General features: G+C 61.5%; 19 protein-coding genes and 1 pseudogene. 16 read left to right on the top strand and 4 right to left on the bottom strand.

The features are described 5' to 3' along the window. Together ACA075_RS28450 and ACA075_RS28445 are read left to right on the top strand one after the other, a co-directional pair. Nucleotides 1-5,901 (top strand): Hpt domain-containing protein, encoded by a 5,901-nt coding sequence (locus tag ACA075_RS28450; protein ID WP_497296452.1) that lies wholly within the window; start codon nt 1-3, stop codon nt 5,899-5,901. After that, on the top strand, nt 5,894-6,349 hold the full coding sequence (locus tag ACA075_RS28445) for a chemotaxis protein CheW (RefSeq protein ID WP_497296451.1): 456 nt from the start codon (nt 5,894-5,896) through the stop codon (nt 6,347-6,349). Before ACA075_RS28450 ends, ACA075_RS28445 begins: the two co-directional genes overlap by 8 nt. 133 nt (nt 6,350-6,482) lie before the next feature. On the opposite strand, the pseudogene ACA075_RS28440 reads toward ACA075_RS28445, so the two are convergent. Next, nucleotides 6,483-6,866: pseudogene (locus tag ACA075_RS28440) on the bottom strand (DUF6124 family protein). Here ACA075_RS28440 and ACA075_RS28435 point away from each other — a divergent pair. From ACA075_RS28435 to madM, 12 genes are all read left to right on the top strand, one after another. Continuing rightward, nucleotides 6,762-6,983: a hypothetical protein gene (locus ACA075_RS28435; RefSeq protein ID WP_497299361.1), complete on the top strand. Its 222-nt coding sequence runs from the start codon at nt 6,762-6,764 to the stop codon at nt 6,981-6,983. The pseudogene ACA075_RS28440 and the gene ACA075_RS28435 sit on opposite strands and share 105 nt — an antisense overlap. Before the next feature lie 188 nt (nt 6,984-7,171). Then, on the top strand, nt 7,172-7,801 hold the full coding sequence (locus tag ACA075_RS28430; RefSeq protein ID WP_497296450.1) for a transcriptional regulator: 630 nt from the start codon (nt 7,172-7,174) through the stop codon (nt 7,799-7,801). Next, entirely contained in the window at nt 7,764-8,189 is a 426-nt protein-coding gene (locus ACA075_RS28425) for a hypothetical protein (protein WP_497296449.1), read from the top strand. The genes ACA075_RS28430 and ACA075_RS28425 overlap by 38 nt, the downstream gene beginning before the upstream one ends. A 215-nt stretch (nt 8,190-8,404) precedes the next feature. After that, nucleotides 8,405-10,075 (top strand): malonate decarboxylase subunit alpha, encoded by a 1,671-nt coding sequence (mdcA, locus tag ACA075_RS28420; protein WP_497296448.1) that lies wholly within the window; start codon nt 8,405-8,407, stop codon nt 10,073-10,075. Next, a complete protein-coding gene (locus ACA075_RS28415) occupies nt 10,075-10,932 on the top strand; it encodes a triphosphoribosyl-dephospho-CoA synthase (protein ID WP_497296447.1) in 858 nt (285 codons plus the stop codon). The genes mdcA and ACA075_RS28415 overlap by 1 nt, the downstream gene beginning before the upstream one ends. Then, nucleotides 10,932-11,231 carry a malonate decarboxylase subunit delta gene (locus ACA075_RS28410; protein WP_008026217.1) on the top strand — a complete coding sequence of 100 codons (300 nt, stop codon included), beginning with the start codon at nt 10,932-10,934 and terminating at the stop codon, nt 11,229-11,231. Before ACA075_RS28415 ends, ACA075_RS28410 begins: the two co-directional genes overlap by 1 nt. After that, the gene (locus ACA075_RS28405) at nt 11,224-12,066 is read left to right on the top strand and encodes a biotin-independent malonate decarboxylase subunit beta (protein ID WP_497296446.1); all 843 of its coding nucleotides are present in this window, start codon (nt 11,224-11,226) and stop codon (nt 12,064-12,066) included. The genes ACA075_RS28410 and ACA075_RS28405 overlap by 8 nt, the downstream gene beginning before the upstream one ends. Beyond that, nucleotides 12,063-12,866 (top strand): biotin-independent malonate decarboxylase subunit gamma, encoded by an 804-nt coding sequence (gene mdcE, locus ACA075_RS28400; RefSeq protein ID WP_497296445.1) that lies wholly within the window; start codon nt 12,063-12,065, stop codon nt 12,864-12,866. The genes ACA075_RS28405 and mdcE overlap by 4 nt, the downstream gene beginning before the upstream one ends. After that, entirely contained in the window at nt 12,860-13,471 is a 612-nt protein-coding gene (locus tag ACA075_RS28395) for a malonate decarboxylase holo-ACP synthase (RefSeq protein WP_497296444.1), read from the top strand. The genes mdcE and ACA075_RS28395 overlap by 7 nt, the downstream gene beginning before the upstream one ends. Beyond that, the gene (gene mdcH / locus ACA075_RS28390; protein ID WP_497296443.1) at nt 13,468-14,379 is read left to right on the top strand and encodes a malonate decarboxylase subunit epsilon; all 912 of its coding nucleotides are present in this window, start codon (nt 13,468-13,470) and stop codon (nt 14,377-14,379) included. Before ACA075_RS28395 ends, mdcH begins: the two co-directional genes overlap by 4 nt. Nucleotides 14,380-14,443: 64 nt before the next feature. Continuing rightward, nucleotides 14,444-14,860: a malonate transporter subunit MadL gene (madL, locus tag ACA075_RS28385; RefSeq protein ID WP_219095070.1), complete on the top strand. Its 417-nt coding sequence runs from the start codon at nt 14,444-14,446 to the stop codon at nt 14,858-14,860. A 1-nt stretch (nt 14,861) separates the two neighbouring features. Further along, entirely contained in the window at nt 14,862-15,626 is a 765-nt protein-coding gene (gene madM, locus ACA075_RS28380) for a malonate transporter subunit MadM (protein ID WP_497296442.1), read from the top strand. Between the two features lie 119 nt (nt 15,627-15,745). On the opposite strand, the gene ACA075_RS28375 is transcribed toward madM, so the two are convergent. Next, complete coding sequence (locus ACA075_RS28375) at nt 15,746-16,660, bottom strand: LysR family transcriptional regulator (protein ID WP_077747236.1); 915 nt, start codon at nt 16,658-16,660, stop codon at nt 15,746-15,748. 129 nt (nt 16,661-16,789) lie between these two features. Between ACA075_RS28375 and trhA the strand changes: the two genes are divergently transcribed. Continuing rightward, nucleotides 16,790-17,407 (top strand): PAQR family membrane homeostasis protein TrhA, encoded by a 618-nt coding sequence (gene trhA, locus ACA075_RS28370; RefSeq protein ID WP_497296441.1) that lies wholly within the window; start codon nt 16,790-16,792, stop codon nt 17,405-17,407. Between the two features lie 114 nt (nt 17,408-17,521). On the opposite strand, the gene ACA075_RS28365 is transcribed toward trhA, so the two are convergent. After that, entirely contained in the window at nt 17,522-18,241 is a 720-nt protein-coding gene (locus ACA075_RS28365) for a 16S rRNA (uracil(1498)-N(3))-methyltransferase (RefSeq protein WP_497296440.1), read from the bottom strand. A 144-nt stretch (nt 18,242-18,385) separates the two neighbouring features. Further along, a complete protein-coding gene (locus ACA075_RS28360; protein ID WP_497296439.1) occupies nt 18,386-19,792 on the bottom strand; it encodes an adenosylmethionine--8-amino-7-oxononanoate transaminase in 1,407 nt (468 codons plus the stop codon). 222 nt (nt 19,793-20,014) lie between these two features. Between ACA075_RS28360 and ACA075_RS28355 the strand changes: the two genes are divergently transcribed. Then, nucleotides 20,015-21,781, top strand: coding sequence for a flavin monoamine oxidase family protein (locus ACA075_RS28355; RefSeq protein ID WP_497296438.1), 1,767 nt, complete (start codon nt 20,015-20,017; stop codon nt 21,779-21,781).

Here is a 21,781-nt window from a genome sequence, read left to right as displayed (position 1 = left end):
ATGGGTGATCGGCACGACTATGTGGCCCTCGAGTGGGTCAAAGGCGAGATTGCCGAAACGCTGAAAGTGGCTCATCAAGCCATCGAAACCCTGCTTGATGACCCCCAGGCGACGCACGCCCTGAGCGATTGCCTGGCGTGCATCCATCAGGTTCACGGCAGTTTGCAGATGGTCGAATTCTACGGCGCGGCCCTGCTCGCCGAAGAAATGGAACACCTCGCCACCGCTTTGCAACAGAACCGCATCAGTCATCGCGACGAGGCGCTTCACCTGCTGCTGCAAGCCCTCGGGCAACTGCCGATCTACCTCGACCGGGTGCAAGGCGCGCGGCGTGACCTGCCCTTGGTGGTGCTGCCATTGATCAACGATTTGCGCAGTGCCCGGGGCGAAAGCCTGTTGTCGGAAACCAGTCTGTTCAGCCCGCAATTGCTCGACCTGCCGGTGTTGGACGAAGAATCGCTGGCCCTGCTGGAACCGGCAGATTTTCCCAATGTGCTGCGCAAGTTGCGGCAGATGCTGCAGATGGCGTTGGTCGGGTTGCTGCGCGAGCAGGATGACGAGACTAACCTCGGTTATCTGACCAAAGTTTTTTCACGCCTTGAAGGGCTGTGCGGCAACGCGCCTTTGAGCCCGTTGTGGCAAGTCGCCTCGGCGCTGGTAGAAGGCATGCGCGGTGGCTCGATTGCCAACAGCCCGGCGCTGCGCAGCCTGTTCAAGGACGCCGACAAAGAACTCAAGCGCTTGCTCGAACAGGGCATTCACGGCATCAATCAGCCGGCGCCGCCGGAGTTACTCAAGAGTTTGCTGTTCTACATTGCCAAGGCCGAACATCCCACCGGGCAGATGCTGACCATGAAAGATCGTTACTCACTGGACGACGCGCTGCCTGACAGCGCAATGGTCGACGAAGAACGCGCCCGCCTGGCCGGTCCTGACCGTGACGCCATGCGTTCGGTGCTGGCCGCGCTGTGTGAAGAGCTGGTGCGGGTCAAGGAACGCCTGGACCTGTTCGTGCGCAGCGACCGCCAGCACACCTCGGACCTCGAAAGCCTGCTGGCGCCCCTGCGGCAAATCGCCGACACCTTGGCGGTGTTGGGTTTTGGCCAGCCGCGCAAAGTCATCATCGATCAACTGGCGGTGGTGCTGAGCCTCGCCCAGGGCCAGCGCGAACCCAACGACGCCATTCTCATGGACGTCGCCGGGGCCCTGCTCTACGTCGAAGCGACGCTGGCCGGCATGGTCGGCACCGTTGAGCCGGAGAGCCAGGAAGAAAGCCGCCTGCCGACCACCGACCTGACGCAGATCCATCAGATCGTGATCAAGGAAGCGCGTATCTGCCTGCAACAGGCCAAGGACATGATCGTCGACTACATCGACGCCGACTGGGACCGCCAGCATTTGCAGGCCTTGCCGGCGTTGCTGACCCAGGTGCGCGGTGCGCTGTCGATGATTCCGTTGGGCCGTGCGGCGAGCCTGATCGAAGCCTGCAACCACTTCATTCGCGAGCATCTGCTGCTGGACCCGGGCCAGCCCGGCTGGCAGGAACTGGACAGCCTGGCCGACGTCATCACCAGCATCGAGTATTACCTGGAGCGTCTCAGCGACGACCCCGAGGCCCCCAGCGAACAACTGCTCGACGTGGCAGAAAAAAGCCTGGCGACACTCGGGTTTTTCCCTAGCGAACAGCATGTGCCGATGCTCGAGGATGTACTCAGCCCGAGTGAAGCTCAGGTGATGCAGGACCTGCAAGAACTCGATGACCCCGATACCGTCCAGTCGCTGGCCGATGTATTGGCCAGTCCGGTGTCTTCGGTCAATCCGCCGGCCCTGACCACCCCGGGCAGCCTGTTACCCCCGCCCGCCGGCGAAGAACCGGTGGACGATGAGCTGCGGGAAGTCTTCCTCGAAGAAACCGATGAAGTCCTGGAAATCCTCCGGGAGTACTTGCCGCGCTGGACGGCCAACCCGGACGATAAACCCGCCTTGAGTGAATTGCGCCGGGCGTTCCACACCTTGAAAGGCAGTGGCCGGATGGTCCGTGCGCTGGTGCTGGGTGAGTTGGCGTGGGCCGTGGAAAACCTGCTCAACCGCGTGCTGGAGCACAGCGTTGCGCCTGGGGCGGCGGTGCAACAATTGCTCCGCGATGCACTGGACCTGCTGCCGGCGCTGGTGGCTGAATTTGCCGCCAATGCCCAGCGCCAATGCAATCAGGTAGATCAACTGGCCGCTCGCGCCCATGCCCTGGCCAAGGGCGATTTACCTGCCAGCGATGAAGACACCCAGGACGTCGCGGCCCTCGATCCGCTGTTGCTGGAGATCTTCCGCAAGGAAGCCGAGACCCATCTCGCCAGCCTCAACCGTTTCCTCGATCAAGCCGCCGAGCATGTTCCGTTGCAAGCCAGCGACGAGTTGCAGCGGGCGTTGCACACCTTGAAGGGCAGCGCGTCGATGGCCGGCGTATTGCCGATCGCCGAGCTGGCGACGCCGCTGGATCAACTGGCCCGCGAATACAAGGCGCACCTGATCGCCCTCGACCTCGATGAAGTCGAACTGCTGCTGGAAGCCGAAGGTCTGTTCCGTCTCGGGCTGCGGCAACTCAAGGATGATCCGCTGGCCGAAATACCGGATGCTGATTTGCTGATCGAGCGCACCAAGGCGTTGCTCGCCGAGCGTCTGGACGCGCTGTTGAAAGCGCCGGACACTGCGCTGCGAATCAAGCGTGATCCGCAACTGATCAACAACTTCCTGGCCCAGGGCATGGACATCCTGCTGGACGCCGAAAGCCTGTTGCAGCGCTGGCAGCAGCACCCCGGCGAGCGCCAGGAACTCAGCGCGTTGCTGGACGAATTGACCACGTTGGGCGAAGGCGCACACCTCGCCGATCTGCACCCGGTGGATGAATTGTGCGAAGCGTTACTCGACCTGTACGGTGCGGTGGAAGAGAGCAGCCTGGCGGTCAGCGACCGGTTTTTCCACGAGGCGCAAAGTGCCCACGAAGCGCTGATCAACATGCTCGACGAACTGGCTGCCGGCCAGGAAGTCAGCCCGCAACCGGAACGCATCCGGGCCTTGCGCGGCTTGCTCGACGAAAGCCTTGATCCGTCGTCCATGGGCCTGATCCGCAGCGATGGCAGCCGCACCCTGAGCATCCGGGAACTGGGCAGCGCCACCGCGGAACTGGAACAGACCGCGACCCAGGTCGAGCTGGACGATGAGATCGTCTCGATCTTCCTCGAAGAAGCGGTGGATATCCTCGAAAGCGCTGGCCAGGCCTTGCAGCGCTGGCTGAGCGACCCGGACAACGCCGCGCCGCTGTCGTCCTTGCAGCGGGATTTGCACACCCTCAAGGGCGGCGCGCGGATGGCCGAGGTCGAGCCGGTCGGCGACCTGGCCCATGAATTGGAAAGTCTTTACGAAGGCCTGGTGGACCGCCGTTACAGCCACAGTGAATCCCTAGCGCAGTTGCTGCAACAGAGCCATGACCGGCTCGCGGTGTTGCTCGAACAGCTGAAGAACCAGCACCCCCTGGGTGCTCCGCACGAACTGATCGAAGCGATTCGCAAGTTCCGTCAGGGCAACGCCAACACCGCCGAAGTGGCGGAACCTGCGCCGGCCGATGACTCGCCGGGGCATGACCCCGAGCTGCTTGAGATCTTCCTTGAGGAAGGTTTCGACATCATCGAAAACTCCGGCGCCGCCCTCGTGCGCTGGCAAGCCGAACCGTCGAACCGTCAGGAAGTGGAAACCCTGTTGCGCGACCTGCACACCCTCAAGGGCGGCGCGCGAATGGTGGAAATTGCGCCTATTGGCGACCTCGCCCATGAGCTGGAATTCCTTTACGAAGGCCTCTCCGCTGGCGTGCTGCAACCGACCCTGGCGCTGTTCGCGTTGCTGCAAAGCAGTCACGACCGACTGGCGCAGATGCTCGATGCCGCCCGCGCCGGTCAGCCCTTGCCGCCGGCTGATCGGTTGATCGACGCGATCAAGAACTTCAGCCATCCCGCTGTTCTCGATGCGCCGGTGGTGCTGCCCGCCACGCCGAAACCTGACGCCCCGGTGCCGCAAGCCGAAGTGGGCGCCGACATGGTCAAGGTCTCGGCAGAATTGCTCGACGATCTGGTCAACCTGGCGGGCGAAACATCGATCTTCCGTGGCCGTATCGAGCAACAGGTCAACGATGCGCGGGTGGCCCTGAGCGAAATGGAAACCACCATCGAGCGGATGCGCGATCAGTTGCGGCGGCTCGACACCGAAACCCAGGGGCGGATTCTCAGCCGTCAGCAAGTTGAGGCGGAACGTCTGGGCTACGAGGAATTTGATCCGCTGGAAATGGACCGTCACTCGCAGTTGCAGCAGTTGTCGCGGGCGCTGTTCGAATCCGCCTCCGACCTGCTCGACCTCAAGGAAACTCTCGATCGACGCAATCAGGACGCGGAAAACCTGTTGCAACAGCAGGGCCGCATCAACACCGAATTGCAGGAAGGCCTGATGCGCACGCGCATGGTGCCGTTCGAGCGCATGCTGCCGCGCTTGAAACGCATCGTCCGCCAGGTCTCCAGTGAACTGGGCAAGGACGTTGAGTTCGTGGTCGGCAACGCTGAAGGCGAGATGGACCGCAACGTGCTCGAACGCATGGCGGCACCGCTGGAGCACATGCTGCGCAACGCCGTGGACCACGGTCTGGAATCGGCCGAGGTGCGTATCGCGGCCGGCAAACCGGCCCAGGGCCGGATCACCCTCGACCTGTCTCGCGAGGGCGGCGACATCATTTTCGACATCCGTGACGACGGTGCGGGCGTGCCGCTGGACGCGGTGCGGCGCAAAGCTATCAAGCGCGGCTTGCTGGCCCCAGACGCGGATATCAGTGATCGCGACGTGCTGCAATTCATCCTGCAACCGGGGTTCTCCACTGCCGAGAAAATCACCCAGATCTCCGGGCGTGGCGTGGGCATGGACGTGGTTCACGAAGAGGTTCGGCAGCTCGGCGGTACCATGGTCATCGACTCGATACCGGGGCAGGGTGTGCACTTCCGGATTCGCCTGCCGTTCACCGTGTCGGTCAACCGCGCACTGATGGTGCAGTGTCTGGAGGATCAATACGCGATCCCGCTGAACACCATCGACGGCATCGTTCGTGTGCTGCCCAATGAACTCGAAGGGCATTACCGGCTTGATCCGCCGACCTACGAATACGCCGGGCAGCGTTATGAACTGTGTTATCTGGGCGAGCTGCTGAAAACCAGCACCCGTCCGAAACTGTTGGGGCAGAGCCTGCCGCTGCCGGTCTTGCTGGTGCAATGCAACGAGCGGCACATCGCCGTGCAGGTTGATTCCATGGCCGGCACGCGCGAGATCGTGGTCAAAAGCCTCGGCCCGCAGTTTGCGTCGGTGCAGGGGTTGTCCGGGGCGACGATTCTGGGCGATGGCCGGGTGGTGCTGATCCTCGACTTGCTCGCGCCGATCCGCGCCATGCAGGCCCGTGTGCCGCAACAACCGGCGACACAGGACGTTGAGGTCGAGCCGCATAAGCCGCTACTGGTGCTGGTGGTCGACGATTCGGTGACCGTGCGCAAGGTCACCAGCCGCCTGCTCGAACGTCACGGCATGAACGTGCTGACCGCCAAGGATGGGGTCGACGCCATGCTGCTGCTCGAAGAACATATGCCCGACGTGATGCTGCTCGACATCGAAATGCCGCGCATGGACGGTTTCGAAGTGGCGACCCAGGTTCGCAGCGACGAACGTTTGCAGCACCTGCCGATCATCATGATCACCTCCCGCACCGGCCAGAAACACCGCGACCGCGCCATGGCCATTGGCGTCAACGACTACCTCGGCAAGCCGTACCAGGAATCGGTGCTGCTCGACAGCATTGCCCTGTGGAGCAAAACCCATGCTTGAGCATCGCACCAGCAATCTCACCGGCCTGCTGTTGCCCCTGGCCGACCGCAATCTGATTCTGCCCAACGTGGCGGTGGCGGAGTTGATTGACTATCAACCGGGGGCGTTCGATCTGGACACGCCGCCGTGGTACCTGGGGTTGGTGAAGTGGCGGGACCGGCAGATTCCGTTGCTGAGTTTCGAGTCGGCGTGCGGCAATAAAATCGTCATCGGCGAGCGGGCGCGGATTGTGATTCTCAATGCCCTCGGTGGGCGGCCTGAGTTGAAGTTCATTGCGCTGCTGGTGCAGGGGATTCCGCGGTCGTACAAGCTCGACAGTCAGTTGAGTTATGTGGATGTGCCGTTGTGCCCGCTGGAACAGGCGGCGGTGCAGGTGGGGGAGCAAGTGGCGAAGGTGCCTGACTTGTTGGCGCTGGAGGAGTTGTTGGTGAGTGCCGGGTTGATCTGACCCTTATCCTGTGGCGAGGGAGCTTGCTCCCGCTGGGTTGCGAAGCAGCCCCAAAATCTCCGGCGAGCCGATTATTTAGCGACTGCTGCGCAGCCGAACGGGAGCAAGCTCCCTCGCCACAGGGGTTTCTGCGCTAAACCCCGGCCTGAGCCTTCATCTGCAACGCCTCGTTATGGTCCAGCGCACGCTCCACCAACAACTGCACCCCATCGGCCATTCGGCTGAGCGCCAGGGCTACCGAGCGGCGTGAGCCTTCCACATCGTCTGCCAGATCGGCCGCAATGGCGCTGATGGACAGCAAGTCTTCAGAGGCGTTGGCCAGCAGGGCTTCGGCGCCAATGTCGGGGCATACGGTGAAGAGCTGGGACTTGTTACGGCGCCTCGACGGTTTTTCGTGAGCAGGGGGGAAGTAATGAGCGAAGGCGCGGTCGGCGGCTTCCTTGAGTTTTTCGGCTTCGAGAGATGCTTGGGTATCGGTGCCAGTGTTTTATGCTGGGTTGGTCGTTACCTTGGACATTATGAGTTTCCGATTACAGATTGGCGTTGGTCCATTCGAAATGAATGGCGCTTTTTCTCCGTCTTTTCGGGGGTTCCAGACCCGGTCGCTGATTTGGCAGCGACCCGTAAACGATAACGATCAGCGCAAAACCCCACCAGTCAGCGGCTTCCGGCATTGCTGTAGGTCGTGACGCCAGACTGCGTAGCCTCTCACCGTTGCTGCGAACAAATGTTTAAACACAAATCCCCATTCGGCTCGCGACCGGTTGAAGATTCCCAAAAAGGGACCTATCGTTCCCTTTTTGGGACTCATCGGTTGCCACTGTGAAAAACCTCTCCCTCAGCGAAGCCTTGTTCACCACCACTCAGCAAAAAGTGCTGGGCTTGTTGTTCGGCAAACCCGACCGCAGTTTTTACGCCAACGAGATCGCCCGCTGGGCTCAAGTGGGTAAAGGCAGCCTCATGCGCGAGCTGGATCGATTACAGCAGGCAGGCGTGTTGACCCTGAGCCGTCAGGGCAACCAGACCCACTATCAGGCCAATCCGCAGTGCCCGATCTATGCCGAGCTGTTGGGCATCGCCCGCAAAACCTTTGGCATCGCCGAGCCTCTGCGCCAGGCGCTCCAACCCTTTGCCGAACAGATCACGTGGGCATTTGTGTACGGATCTATCGCCAAGGATTCGGCAAACGCATCCAGTGACATTGATCTCATGCTGATCGGCGAAGGCCTGCACTACAGTGAAGTGATGGAGCGGCTTATGCCTCTGGAGGAGCAAATGGGCCGCGTTCTCAACCCGACGCTCTACACCCCCGACGACTGGGCCGCAAAACTGGCGGCTGAAAACAGCTTCGTCGTGCGGGTCACGCAGCAGGACAAGATCAACCTGATAGGGGGAAACCCTTTGGAGTCCAAGGATGGGCAGCAACGAGAATCTGGAGAACCTGTTACGTAGCGGTGGACTGAAAGCCGAGCCGCCGGATCGCAAGGAATGTGAAGGGTTGATGCGTTCGGCTGTGGATCGATTGAAAGATGCGCAAACATGCTCGCTGTCCTTCGCAAGTCGATTCGACCTGGCTTACAACGCTGCCCACGCGCTTGCACTGACAGCTCTTCGCTTGTGTGGCTACCGTTCGGACAAGCGATATCTGGTCTTCCAGTGTCTGGTTCATACCGCTGATATCGGCAAAGTACAGGTTCGGTTGTTCGCCCTGTGCCATGAGCGACGGAACCTGGCGGAGTACGAAGGCTATATGGATGAAGATCCGGCGTTGTTGGCGCAGCTGTTGGAAAGTGCTGAGCAGTTGCTAGTTCGTGTGCAACAGCAGATGGCGGGGCTGTAATTATTCTTCATTGAAAACTGCGGCGACCATTCTGGCCTCATCGCGAGCAGGGTTTTGTGTGCGCCGCAGATCCAATGTGGGAGCGAACCTGCTCGCGATGGCGTCGGCCCTGGCAACCATTACCCTAAGCGTAACGATCCGTCTCTCTGCTTGATTGATGCCCCCACCCAACGCTCCTAAGGTGACTCCCACGACAGCGAACCCGTGGAGTGGTCATGACAACAACAATATCCCCCGACTCGCGATGGACGCGGCGGCGCAGCGAAAAGCAGCGGCGTCTCGAGCTTGTGCGCGGTCTGGCCGACGGTGTGGTCTTGCCCACCGACAACATCGTCGCAGCGCTGGAGGCCTTGATCCTGCCCGGCGACCGCGTGGTGCTGGAGGGCAACAACCAGAAGCAGGCGGATTTCCTGTCCCGCTCCCTGGCCAAGGCCGATCCCGCCAAGCTGCATGACTTGCACATGATCATGCCCAGCGTCGGTCGCTCCGAGCACCTGGACCTGTTTGAGCGGGGCATCGCCCGCAAGCTCGACTTCTCCTTCGCCGGCACCCAGAGCCTGCGCATCAGCCAGTTGCTTGAAGACGGCCTGCTGGAAATCGGTGCGATCCACACCTACATCGAGCTCTATGCGCGGCTGGTGGTCGACCTGATTCCCAACGTCGTGCTCTCGGCCGGTTTCATGGCCGACCGCGCCGGCAACATCTACACCGGCCCGAGCACCGAAGACACGCCCGCATTGATCGAACCGGCCGCCTTCAGTGACGGCATCGTCATCGTCCAGGTCAATCAACTGGTGGACGATGTCAGCGACCTGCCACGCGTCGACATCCCCGCGTCCTGGGTCGATTTCGTGGTGGTGGCCGACAAGCCGTTCTACATCGAACCGCTGTTCACCCGCGACCCACGGCACATCAAGCCTGTGCACATATTGATGGCGATGATGGCGATCCGCGGGATCTACGAAAAACACAACGTCCAATCCCTGAATCACGGCATCGGTTTCAACACCGCTGCCATTGAACTGATCCTGCCGACCTACGGCGAATCCCTCGGCCTCAAAGGCAAGATCTGCCGCAACTGGACGCTCAATCCGCACCCGACGTTGATCCCTGCGATTGAAAGCGGCTGGGTCGAAAGCGTGCATTGTTTCGGCACTGAACTGGGGATGGAAAACTACATCGCCGCCCGGCCTGACGTGTTCTTTACCGGGCGCGACGGCTCCCTGCGCTCCAACCGGATGTTCTGCCAACTGGCCGGGCAATACGCGGTCGATCTGTTCATCGGCGCAACCCTGCAAGTCGATGGCGACGGTCATTCTTCCACCGTGACCCGCGGGCGCCTCGCCGGTTTCGGCGGCGCACCGAACATGGGCCACGACCCGCGTGGTCGCCGTCATAGCACGCCGGCCTGGCTCGACATGCGCCATGACGACGCGCCCGAAGCCTTGCTCGAACGCGGCAAAAAACTCGTGGTGCAAATGGTCGAGACGTTCCAGGAGGGCGGCAAACCGACCTTCGTCGAAACCCTCGATGCGATAGAGGTGGCGAAAAAAAGCGGCATGCCGCTGGCGCCGATCATGGTTTACGGCGACGACGTCACTCACTTGCTGACCGAAGAAGGCATCGCCTATTTGTACAAGGCCCGCTCCCTTGAAGAGCGGCAGGCGATGATCGCCGCCGTCGCCGGAGTGACCGCCATCGGCCTGCGCCACAACCCGAAAGACACCGCCCGCATGCGCCGCGAAGGCCTGATCGCCTTGCCCGAAGACCTCGGCATCCGCCGCACCGACGCCACCCGCGAATTGCTCGCGGCCAAAAGCGTGGCCGATCTGGTTGAGTGGTCCGGTGGCCTCTACAACCCGCCCGCCAAGTTCAGGAGCTGGTAATGCACGCATTCAACCTGCAACCGAAAACGCTTTCCCTGGCTGAACGGCTGGCGGACCTGGCGGTGGACGCGCTGATCGACGAAGCGGACCTGTCGCCGAAACCGGCATTGGTCGACCGTCGTGGCAATGGCGCGCACACCGATTTGCACCTGGGGCTGATGCACGCCTCGGCGCTGTCGCTGTGGCCGGCGTTCAAGGAAATGGCGGAAGCGGCCATTGAGTGTGGCGAAGTCGGTTTGCCGCTGCGCGAGGCTGTGGGACGGATTGGTCGGGAAGGGGAGCAAGCGATGCTCGCCACCACCGGCGGTGTGAACACCCATCGCGGGGCGATCTGGGCCCTGGGTCTGTTGGTCACGGCCTGCGCGCTTGAACCTGAATCCAGTGCGGCAGGCTCGATGGCTTTGCGTGCTGCACGCCTCGCGTTAATCGACGACCGTTACGCGCCACGTCCACTCAGCCATGGCGCTCAAGTCGCCCAACGCTACGGCGCTCGCGGTGCCCGTGAAGAAGCCCAACTCGGCTTTCCTTCGGTGCTGAAACGTGCGCTGCCACAACTCAAACGCAGCCGCGCCTTGGGCCATGGCGAGCAGAACGCCCGGCTCGATGCCTTGCTCGCAATCATGACGAACCTGGCCGACACCTGCGTGCTCTATCGCGCTGGCGAACAAGGCCTGCACACCATGCAGCTTGGTGCCCAAGCGGTGCTTGATGCGGGCGGCAGTGCCAGCCTCGCCGGTCGCCGCCGTCTGCACGAATTGGACGAACAATTAATCGCATTGAATGCGTCGCCCGGTGGTGCAGCGGATTTGCTCGCCGCCTGCCTGTTTATCGACCGCATCGAGTCCGGAGCTTTCTGATGGAAACCTTATCCTTTGAATTCCCCGCCGGGCAGCCGCCACGGGGCCGCACGCTGGTGGGCTGTGTCGGTTCGGGCGATCTGGAAGTGCTGATCGAACCGGGTCAGGCCGGCAAATTGACGATCAAGGTGCAGACCTCGGTCAATGGCGCGGAACAACGCTGGCAGCATCTGTTTGCGCGGATGTTCGATGGCCAGACACCGCCCGCCATGGCCATCGATATCCACGACTTCGGCGCGACCCCCGGCGTGGTGCGCTTGCGTCTGGAACAAGGCTTTGAGGAAATTGGCCATGACTGATCTCCTCCAGAAGCACAGCTTCGTCGAACTCGGCGCCCGGCAACGGGCGAAAGCCTTGCTCGACGCCGGTACCTTCCGCGAATTGCTCGACCCGTTTCAACGCGTCATGTCGCCGTGGCTGTCGCGCCAGGGCGTGGTGCCGCAAGCCGATGACGGCGTGGTGATCGCCAAGGGCAGCATTGGTGGTTTGCCGGTGGTCATTGCCGCCATCGAAGGTGCGTTTCAGGGCGGCAGCCTTGGCGAAGTCGGCGGAGCGAAAATGGCCGGTGCGCTGGAACTGGCGGCCGAAGATAACCGCAATGGCATTCCGACCCGCGCGGTGTTGCTGCTGGAAACCGGCGGCGTGCGTTTGCAGGAAGCCAACCTCGGACTGGCGGCGATTGCCGATATCCATGCGGCGATTGTCGATCTGCGCCAATACCAGCCGGTCGTTGGTATCGTCGCCGGCAGCGTCGGCTGCTTTGGCGGCATGTCGATTGCCGCCGGGTTGTGCAGCTATTTGCTGGTGACTCAGGAAGCGCGCCTCGGCTTGAATGGCCCGCAAGTAATTGAGCAGGAAGCGGGGCTTGAGGAATATGACTCTCGCGATCGTCCTTTCATCTGGAGCCTGACCGGTGGCGAGCAGCGTTTCGCCAGCGGTTTGGTGGACCGTTATGTCGCCGACGACGTGGCGCAGATTCAGCAGCAGGTCGGCGAATTGCTCAAGCAAGGTTTGCCGGAACAGCAACGCAGCCGTCAGGCCGAACTGTTCCTGCAACGGCTGGCCCGTCTGGACGCCGAGCCGCAAATCGAGCCGCCGACGGTTCGCGATCTGTATCAAGGAGAGCGCCCATGAGCACCTATTCCCTGAGAGGTTTGAACTGGTTCAACGCCTTGAGTGCGGGGGCGAAACCGGTTGATGGTTTGCCTCCTTCATTGAAAGCGGCTGACGGCGTATTGGGTGACCAGCCTGTTCGCTTTATCGCGGTGGTGGCTGATCCCGACAACCGTTTCGTCCGCGCTCGCAATGGTGAGGTCGGTCTGCTGGAAGGCTGGGGCTTGGCCAAGGCGGTGGATGAGGTCATCGCCGCAGACACGGATAAACCGCACAAACGCGCCCTGATCGCCATTGTCGATGTGCCGAGTCAGGCTTATGGCCGGCGCGAAGAAGCGCTGGGGATTCATCAGGCGTTGGCCGGTGCGGCGGACAGTTATGCCCGCGCCCGGTTGGCCGGCCATGCGGTGATCGGTTTGTTGGTGGGCAAGGCGATGTCCGGGGCGTTTCTGGCCCATGGGTATCAGGCCAATCGCTTGATTGCCCTGCGTGATCCGGGCGTGATGGTGCATGCGATGGGCAAGGCATCGGCGGCTCGGGTGACGTTGCGCAGTGTCGAGGAGCTTGAGGCCCTGGCTGCCAGCGTGCCGCCGATGGCCTATGACATCGACAGCTATGCGAGTCTGGGATTGCTTTGGGAAACCTTGTCGGTCGAGCAGATTGAACAGCCCACCGCCGCCGATCTGGCGCGAGTGACTGAATGTCTGAATCAGGCAATCGGCGATGTTGCCGCCACGGGGCGAGACCTGAGCGGCCGCTTGGGCGCGACCAACCGCGCAGCCTCGAGCAAGGTTCGCGAACTGCTGAGAGCGCAGTGGTGAATACGTTTCTGGCCCACGACCTGCTCTGGGGCATGACCCTGGAGCAGCTGCCGGGGGACGCGCCTACTTGGGTGATCGAGTCGATCCGCGCGGGTCAGCCGGTGGTGGTTCGGCGTGCGTTGAGTGCGCCGGGGCGCGTCGCGGTCGGAGTGCGTGGGCTGTTGCGTGAGCAGCGTTTTGCGACGGTGATGTCGAACGATGCGATTGCTCGCCGCGTCAAACCGGAAGACCTTTGTCATGACTTGATTGAGCGCGATTTGCCGGCAGTGCGCGCCCTCAATCAACTGCGGCCGCTGCTCGATGGTTGTGGTTGGGTGTGGGGCGTCAGCGGCAGCGCCGGGTTTGAATTGGCCAGCGGTGTTCAGGCCTTGCACGAGGGCAGTGATCTCGACCTGATCCTGCGCACGCCGCAACCGCTGGATCGATTGAAGGCGCAGGCGCTGGTGAAGATTTTGGAGGCGGCTGCGTGTCAGGTAGACATGCAGTTGCAGACGCCTTTCGGCGCCGTCGCCCTGCGCGAATGGGCCGGGCCTGCCCGCCGGATTTTGCTGAAAAACGCCCATGAAGCCTGCCTGGTTGTTGATCCATGGGAGCCAGCAGCGTGAGCAGTTTGCTGGTGTTCCCAGGGCAAGGCGCGCAGCAGCCGGGCATGCTCCATCGTTTGCCTCGCGAAGCAGTGATCGAGGCGAATGACGTGCTGGGTGAAGACACTTTGCTACTCGATTCCGCCGAAGCGTTGAAGTCGACACGGGCGGTTCAACTTTGCCTGCTGATTGCCGGTGTCGCGGCTTCACGCCAGTTATCAATGACGCCGGATTACGTGGCGGGATTGTCCATCGGTGCCTATCCGGCAGCCGTGGTGGCGGGTGCCCTGGGCTTCAGCGATGCGCTGCATCTGGTCAGCCTGCGCGGCGAGTTGATGCAACAAGCTTATCCACAGGGCTACGGCATGACGGCGATTATCGGCCTGGAGCTGGCGACGGTGGAAGGGTTGCTGGCGCAGATTCACAGCGTCGATACGCCGGTTTATCTGGCCAATATCAATGCTGATAATCAGGTGGTCATCGCCGGCAGCGATGCAGCAATGAAAACCGTCGCAGAGCTGGCCCGAGGTCGCGGTGCAGGTCTGGCAAAACGTCTGGCGGTCAGCGTGCCGTCCCATTGCCCTCTGTTGGAAACTCCGGCGAAAACCCTGGCCGAAGCCTTCGCCAACGTGCAACTGAAAACACCGACATTGGGCTACCTGAGCGGCAGCCGCGCCCGGCCGATCATCAACATTGAAGCCTTGCGCGACGACCTCGCTTTCAACATGTGCCGCGTGGTGGATTGGCGCGGCACCGTGCAAAGCGCTTACGAGCGTGGCGTGCGTCTACAGATCGAACTGCCGCCCGGTGCGGTGCTGACCGGGCTGGCGCGCCGGGTGTTCGAGCAGGGCACCGTCATTGCCTTCGACGGTGCTCGCCTCGACACCTTGCAGGCGCTGTTGCGTGAGGAGGGAAGCCGCCAACCTTAAACACCGACTCAGGCCTTCGAACAACAAAAACAACATTCGACGATGCACTTTGAGGACAACAACAATGATTATTTATGGTGTGGCGCTGTTGGCGATCTGTACGCTGGCAGGGGTGATCATGGGCGATGCGCTTGGCGTGTTATTGGGCGTCAAATCCAACGTGGGCGGGGTCGGGATCGCGATGATCCTGCTGATCTGCGCGCGGTTGTGGATGCAAAGACACGGCGGCATGACCAAGGATTGCGAGATGGGCGTCGGCTTCTGGGGCGCGATGTACATTCCGGTAGTGGTCGCAATGGCCGCGCAACAGAACGTCGTGACGGCGCTGCACGGCGGCCCGGTGGCGGTGCTGGCGGCGATCGGTTCGGTGGTGATCTGCGGCTGCACGATTGCGCTGATCAGCCGCACTCACAAAGGCGAACCCTTGCCCGATGAGCCCGAGGAAATCACCCCGGTCGGCACGCCAGTAGGAGGTCGCTGATATGTGGGATCTCATCGAGAAAGGCCTGGAACATAACGGCTTGGTCACGGCGTTCGCCTTCGTTGGTGTGATCATGTGGGTGTCGGTGGTGTTGTCCAAACGGTTGACGTTCGGACGGATTCACGGCTCGGCGATTGCCATTGTCATCGGGCTGGTGCTGGCCTGGGTCGGCGGCACCATGACCGGCGGGCAAAAAGGCCTGGCGGACCTGACGCTGTTCTCCGGCATTGGTTTGATGGGCGGCGCGATGCTGCGGGACTTTGCCATCGTTGCCACGGCGTTCGAAGTGCAGGCCACCGAAGCGAAAAAGGCCGGGTTGATTGGCGTGATTGCGCTGCTGCTGGGCACAATCCTGCCGTTCATTGTCGGCGCGAGCATGGCCTGGGTATTCGGTTATCGTGATGCGATCAGTATGACCACCATTGGCGCGGGCGCAGTGACGTACATCGTCGGGCCGGTGACTGGCGCGGCGATTGGCGCGAGTTCGGACGTGGTGGCGTTGTCGATTGCCACCGGGTTGATCAAGGCGATTTTCGTGATGGTCGGCACGCCGATGGCGGCGAAATGGATGGGCTTGGATAACCCGCGCTCGGCGATGGTGTTTGGCGGGTTGGCCGGCACTGTCAGCGGTGTGACCGCCGGGCTGGCGGCGACGGATCGGCGGTTGGTGCCGTATGGCGCGTTGACTGCGACGTTCCATACCGGGCTTGGATGTCTGCTGGGGCCTTCGTTGTTGTACTTCATTGTTCGCGGGATTGTGGGCTGACTTCAGATTCTGAGTTGTCTGGGCTGTCGCCATCGCTAGCAGGCTAGCTCCCACAGGGGAATAGTGTTTGCACTTCCACTGTGGGAGCCAGCCTGCTGGCGATAGGGGCCAACTCGGTCTCAAGCCTGGCGATTGGCATACATCCGACACTCCGCCAACAACGCCAGCAGATTCGGATCACGCTCCTTGGCCTTCAAAAACACCACGCCGATGTGCTGCTGCAACCGGTACTTTTCCTGCAACGGGATCAGCTTCACCCGGTTCTCATACACCGCCGCAATCCGCCCCGGCAGCAACGCATAACCCACTCCCGAACTGACCATGCTTAACAGGGTGAAGATGTCGTTAACCTGCATCGCCACCTTCGGCTCGAACCCCGCCTGCTTGAACACCCGATTGCCGTCCTGGTGCGTGGCAAACCCCTGAGTGAGCGTGATGAAGGTTTCGTCGCGCACTTCGGCCAGGTCCACTTCTGCCCGTTGGGCAAACTTCGAATCCGCCGGCGTGGCCAGGAAAATGTCATCGGAAAACAGCGGAATCTGCTCGCAGTCCGGGTCGTTGACGCTGTCGTCCAGAGACACCAGGATCGCGTCGACTTCCATGTTCTTGAGCTTGTACAGCAGGTCGAAATTCGAGCCGAGGATCAGGTCGATGTTGAGCTCGCTGCGACGGATTTTCAGGCCCATGATCAGCTGCGGCACCGTCTTTACCGTCAGCGAATACAACGAGCCAAGCTTGAAGCGTTCAGCCGAGAACCCGGCCGCTTCGCGGGTCAGGCGCACGGTTTCGACCACGTCCTGAATCAGCTTCTGCGCGCGTTCTTCCAGCACGTAGGCGCTTTCCAGCGGTGTCAGGTTGCGGCCTTCGTGTTTGAACAGTGGGCAGCGCAGGGCGCTTTCCAGGGAGTGAATGGCGCGGTGCACGCTGACGTTGCTGGTCTGCAACTCGGCGGCCGCCCGGGCCAGATTGCCGGTGCGCATGAAAGCGAGGAACACCTCGAGTTTTTTCAGGGTCAACTCTTCGTCGATCAGCATGGCGTGGACTCTTATTCGTATGGCTCGATTGTGCACGTATGAGGGGAATTGTGATCTGAAACATTGCGCTTTTAATCTCAAGGCCTGAGCCTTGCGCAATGTTGTAGCGAATTTTGAGGTAAGCAATACATGTATCACGGGGAAAGATTGAACGCCTGGACGCATCTGGTCGGGGCGGTGGCGGCGACGGTCGGGGTGGTGTGGATGCTGGTGATTGCCAGCATGGACGGCAGCCCATGGAAGATCGTCAGCGTGGCGATTTACGGGTTTACCTTGATGGTGCTGTACAGCGCATCGACCGTTTACCACAGCGTGCGCGGGCGCAAGAAAGCGATCATGCAGAAGGTCGATCACTTTTCGATCTACCTGCTGATTGCCGGCAGTTACACGCCGTTTTGCCTGGTGACCTTGCGCGGGCCGTGGGGCTGGACGTTATTCGGGATTGTCTGGGGGCTGGCGCTGATCGGCATCCTGCAAGAGATCAAGCCGCGTTCGGAAGCGCGGGTCCTGTCGATCGTGATTTATGCGGTGATGGGCTGGATTGTGCTGGTGGCGGTCAAACCATTGCTCGCGGCGCTGGGCAGTACCGGTTTTGCCTGGCTGGCGTCGGGCGGGGTGTTGTACACCGTGGGGATTGTCTTTTTTGCCCTGGATCATCGGCTGCGGCATGCGCACGGGATCTGGCATTTGTTCGTGATCGCGGGGAGTGTGCTGCACTTTGTCGCGATTTTGTTTTATGTCCTTTAAACCGCGTCGCGGCCAATCGCTAGCAGGCTAGCTCCCACAGGAGATCTCCAGTGAACATGAAAAGGGTGAACACCCAAGATTCAATGTGGGAGCTAGCCTGCTAGCGATGGCGGCCTAGAAATCCCCCCAAAGTTGTTGGGCAACCGCCAGTGCAACCACTGGCGCAGTCTCGGTGCGCAACACCCGAGGCCCAAGGCGGGCAGCATGGAAACCAGCCTCTTTTGCCTGATCAACTTCCGTATCCGACAACCCACCCTCAGGCCCGATCAGAAACGCCAACGTCGCCGGTTTGGCATGATTCACCAACGGCTCCGCCACCGGATGCAGCACCAATTTCAATTCCGCCTCGGTCTGCTTCAACCAGTCGGCCAACAACAGCGGCGGATGAATCACCGGCACTCGTGAACGCCCGCACTGCTCGCACGCGCTGATCGCCACCTGGCGCCAATGCATCAGGCGTTTGTCGGCGCGTTCGTCCTTCAGGCGGACTTCACAGCGGTCACTGAAGATCGGGGTGATTTCGGTGACGCCCAGTTCGGTGGCTTTCTGAATCGCCCAGTCCATGCGCTCGCCTCGGGATAGGCCCTGGCCGAGGTGGATCTGCAAGGGCGACTCGATTTGCCCGGCGAAGCTTTCATCGATCTGCACGACGACGCGCTTCTTGCCGACCTCTATCAGCGTGGCGCGAAACTCCTGTCCCGAGCCGTCGAACAATTGCAGCGCATCACCCTCGGCCATGCGCAGCACACGGCTGATGTAATGGGCCTGGGCCTCGGGCAGCTCGTGTTCGCCGGTGCTCAAGGGGGCGTCGATAAAGAAGCGGGACAGTCTCATGCTGGGTCTCGAAAAATTGGATCGGAGTTGCTTTTGTGGCGAGGGAGCTTGCTCCCGCTGGGTAGCGAAGCGGCCCCATAAGAGGGACTGCTGCGCAGTCCAGCGGGAGCAAGCCCCCTCGCCACAGGGGTTCTTCAGTGACTGTTAGCCCGGATCGCGGAAACCGGGGTGGAAGTCTTTCGGCACCGAAACACTGACGCTATCGCGAGTAGCGATGTCGATCCCTTCACTGGCCACTTCCGCCAGAAAATCGATCTGCTCCGGCGTGATCACGTATGGCGGCAGGAAATACACCACGCTACCCAACGGTCGAAGTAAAGCACCGCGCTCTAACGCATGCTGGAACACCTTCAAGCCGCGACGCTCCTGCCACGGATAGGCTTCCTTGGTCGCTTTGTCCTTGACCATCTCGATGGCCAGCACCATGCCGGTCTGGCGCACTTCCGAAACGTTCGGGTGATCGACCAAATGCGCGGTGGCGGTGGCCATGCGCTGCGCCAATGCCTTGTTGTTCTCGATGACGTTGTCTTCTTCGAAGATGTCCAGCGTCGCCAAAGCCGCCGCGCACGCCAGCGGATTGCCGGTGTAGCTGTGCGAATGCAGGAAGGCACGCAGGGTCGGGTAGTCGTCGTAGAACGCGCTGTAGACATCTTCGGTCGTCACGCACGCCGCCAACGGCAGATAACCGCCAGTCAGGGCCTTGGACAGGCAGAGAAAGTCCGGGCGGATGCCGGCCTGCTCACAAGCGAACATCGTCCCGGTGCGGCCGAAGCCGACGGCGATTTCGTCGTGGATCAGGTGCACGCCGTAGCGATCACAGGCTTCGCGCAGCAGTTTCAGATACACCGGGTGATACATGCGCATGCCGCCCGCGCCCTGGATCAGCGGCTCGACGATCACCGCCGCGACGGTGTCGTGATGCTCGGCCAGGGTCTGTTCCATGGCAGCGAACATGTTGCGCGAGTGCTCTTCCCAGCTCATGCCTTCCGGGCGCAGGTAGCAATCGGGGCTCGGCACCTTGATGGTGTCCAGCAGCAGCGCCTTGTAGGTTTCGGTAAACAGCGGCACGTCGCCCACCGACATCGCCGCCATGGTTTCGCCGTGGTAGCTGTTGGTCAGGGTGACGAAGCGCTTCTTGTTCGGCTGGCCGCGGTTGAGCCAGTAGTGAAAGCTCATCTTCAGCGCGACTTCGATGCAGGACGAACCGTTATCGGCGTAGAAGCACCGGGTCAGGCCTTCCGGCGTCATCTTCACCAGGCGCTCGGACAGCTCGATCACCGGTTGATGGCTGAACCCGGCGAGAATCACGTGCTCCAGCTGATCAACCTGATCCTTGATGCGCTGGTTGATGCGCGGGTTGGCGTGGCCAAACACGTTGACCCACCAGGAGCTGACGGCGTCGAGGTAACGTTTGCCTTCGAAGTCTTCCAGCCACACGCCTTCACCGCGCTTGATCGGGATCAGCGGCAGCTGTTCGTGGTCTTTCATCTGGGTGCAGGGATGCCACAACACCGCGAGATCGCGTTGCATCCACTGATTATTCAGGCCCATGTTCAGTCTCCTCGAGGCGGCTCGCTGGTTTCGCGGGCAAACAATCGCGCAAGCCTATGCAATGCATCGCACGGGGACAACCCATTGTGTCGATTGAGCTACTTTGTATAGGTCGATAGACGTTGCTGGCGGCCTTTTGATGGCTGACGTATTCTTCGCGGTTCTTTGAGTCGTCTGACTCGTAAAACCGCTATTTCCTTGTGTATTTCCGGAGTTCGCTGAATGTCTGCTGGTTGGCTGCGCGCCTGTGCGCTGGTGATGTTGGGGCTGTTCAGCGTGTCTGCGCTGGCCAAGGATAAAACGGCGATCGTGATCGGCGGCGGGCTCTCGGGCCTTACTGCCGCTTATGAACTGCAGAACAAAGGCTGGCAGGTGACCCTGCTGGAAGCCAAACCGAGCCTGGGCGGTCGTTCCGGCATGGCCACCAGCGAGTGGATCGGCAACGACAAGACCCAGCCGGTGCTGAACAAATACGTATCGACCTTCAAGCTGAGCACCACGCCAGCCCCGGAATTCGTGCGTGTCCCGAGCTACCTGATCGATGGCGTGTATTACACCGCTGCCGATCTGGCCACCAAGGAGCCGGCCACCGCCGAAGCGCTCAAGCGCTACGAAAAGACCGTGGATGATCTGGCGCGTTCGATCGAAGATCCTCAGAACCCGGCGGCCAACAATACGCTGCACGCTCTGGATCAGATCAACGTCTCCAACTGGCTCGACCGTCTGAGCCTGCCGGCCACTGCACGCCAGTTGGTGAACCAGCAGATTCGTACCCGTTACGACGAACCTTCGCGTCTGTCGCTGCTGTATTTCGCACAGCAGAGCCGTGTTTACCGTGGCGTTTCCGACCGTGACCTGCGCGCCTCGCGCCTGCTCGGCGGTAGCCCGGTGCTGGCCCAGGCCTTCGTCAAACAGCTGAAAACCATCAAGACCAGTTCCCCGGTCTCGTCCATCACCCAGGACAAGGACGGCGTGACCGTCAAAGTCGGCAGCGTTGGCTATCAGGCTGACTACGTGGTGGTGGCCGTGCCGTTGCGCGCCCTGAACAAGATCCAGATGACCCCGGGGCTGGATGCTCAGCACCTGGGCGCCATCAAGGGCACCAACTACGGCTGGCGTGACCAGATCATGCTGAAGTTCAAGACGCCGGTATGGGAAAGCAAGGCGCGCATGTCCGGCGAGATCTACAGCAACACCGGCCTGGGCATGTTGTGGGTCGAGCCGGCGCTGAAGGGTGGCGCCAACGTGGTGATCAACCTGTCCGGCGACAACGCACGCGTCATGCAGGCGTTCGGCGACAAGCAGATGGTCGACCAGGTGCTGATTCGTCTGCACGCGTTTTATCCACAGGCACGCGGCTCGTTCACCGGCTATGAAATCCGCCGCTACAGCACCGACCCTTCGATGGGCGGCGCTTACCTGGCCTTCGGCCCGGGCCAGATCAGCAAATACTGGCGCCTGTGGGAACGTCCGCTGCAGCGCGTAGCGTTCGCTGGCGAACACACCGACACCTTGTACCCGGGCACGCTGGAAGGCGCATTGCGCACCGGTCAGCGCGCGGCCAGTCAGGTTGAAGACTTGGCGGCGGGCAAGTCGTTTGAGCCTGCGAAGGTTGTTCCGGCAGCGACCGCTGTAGCGGCCGGCGCGGTGGCGGCGAAGAAAGGTAACTTCTTCACCAACCTGTTTGGTGGCTCGTCTGATGACGACAAGAAGCCTGAGCCGGTGAAGGCAGCAGAGCCAGTCGCTCCGGTAGCACCGGCGCCTGCTCCAGCGCCGGCACCGACTCCAGCACCCGCTCCGGTTGAAGCACCGAAGCCAGTGACCCCGGCGAAAGCCGAGCCGGCCAAGAAAGCCGCGGTGAAAAAGCCTGCTGCCAAGACCGAAGCCAAAAAAGCTCCGGCCAAAGCCCCGGCGAAGAAAGCTGAAACAGCGAAGAAACCAGCGGCAAAAACTACTACGACCCCGGCAACGGAAACCAAAGCGCAGTAA

It is taken from the genome of Pseudomonas sp. LBUM1663, from assembly GCF_059695905.1.
Note: the sequence above shows the minus strand (reverse complement) of the source record. Positions and strands in the feature narration are given on the sequence as shown.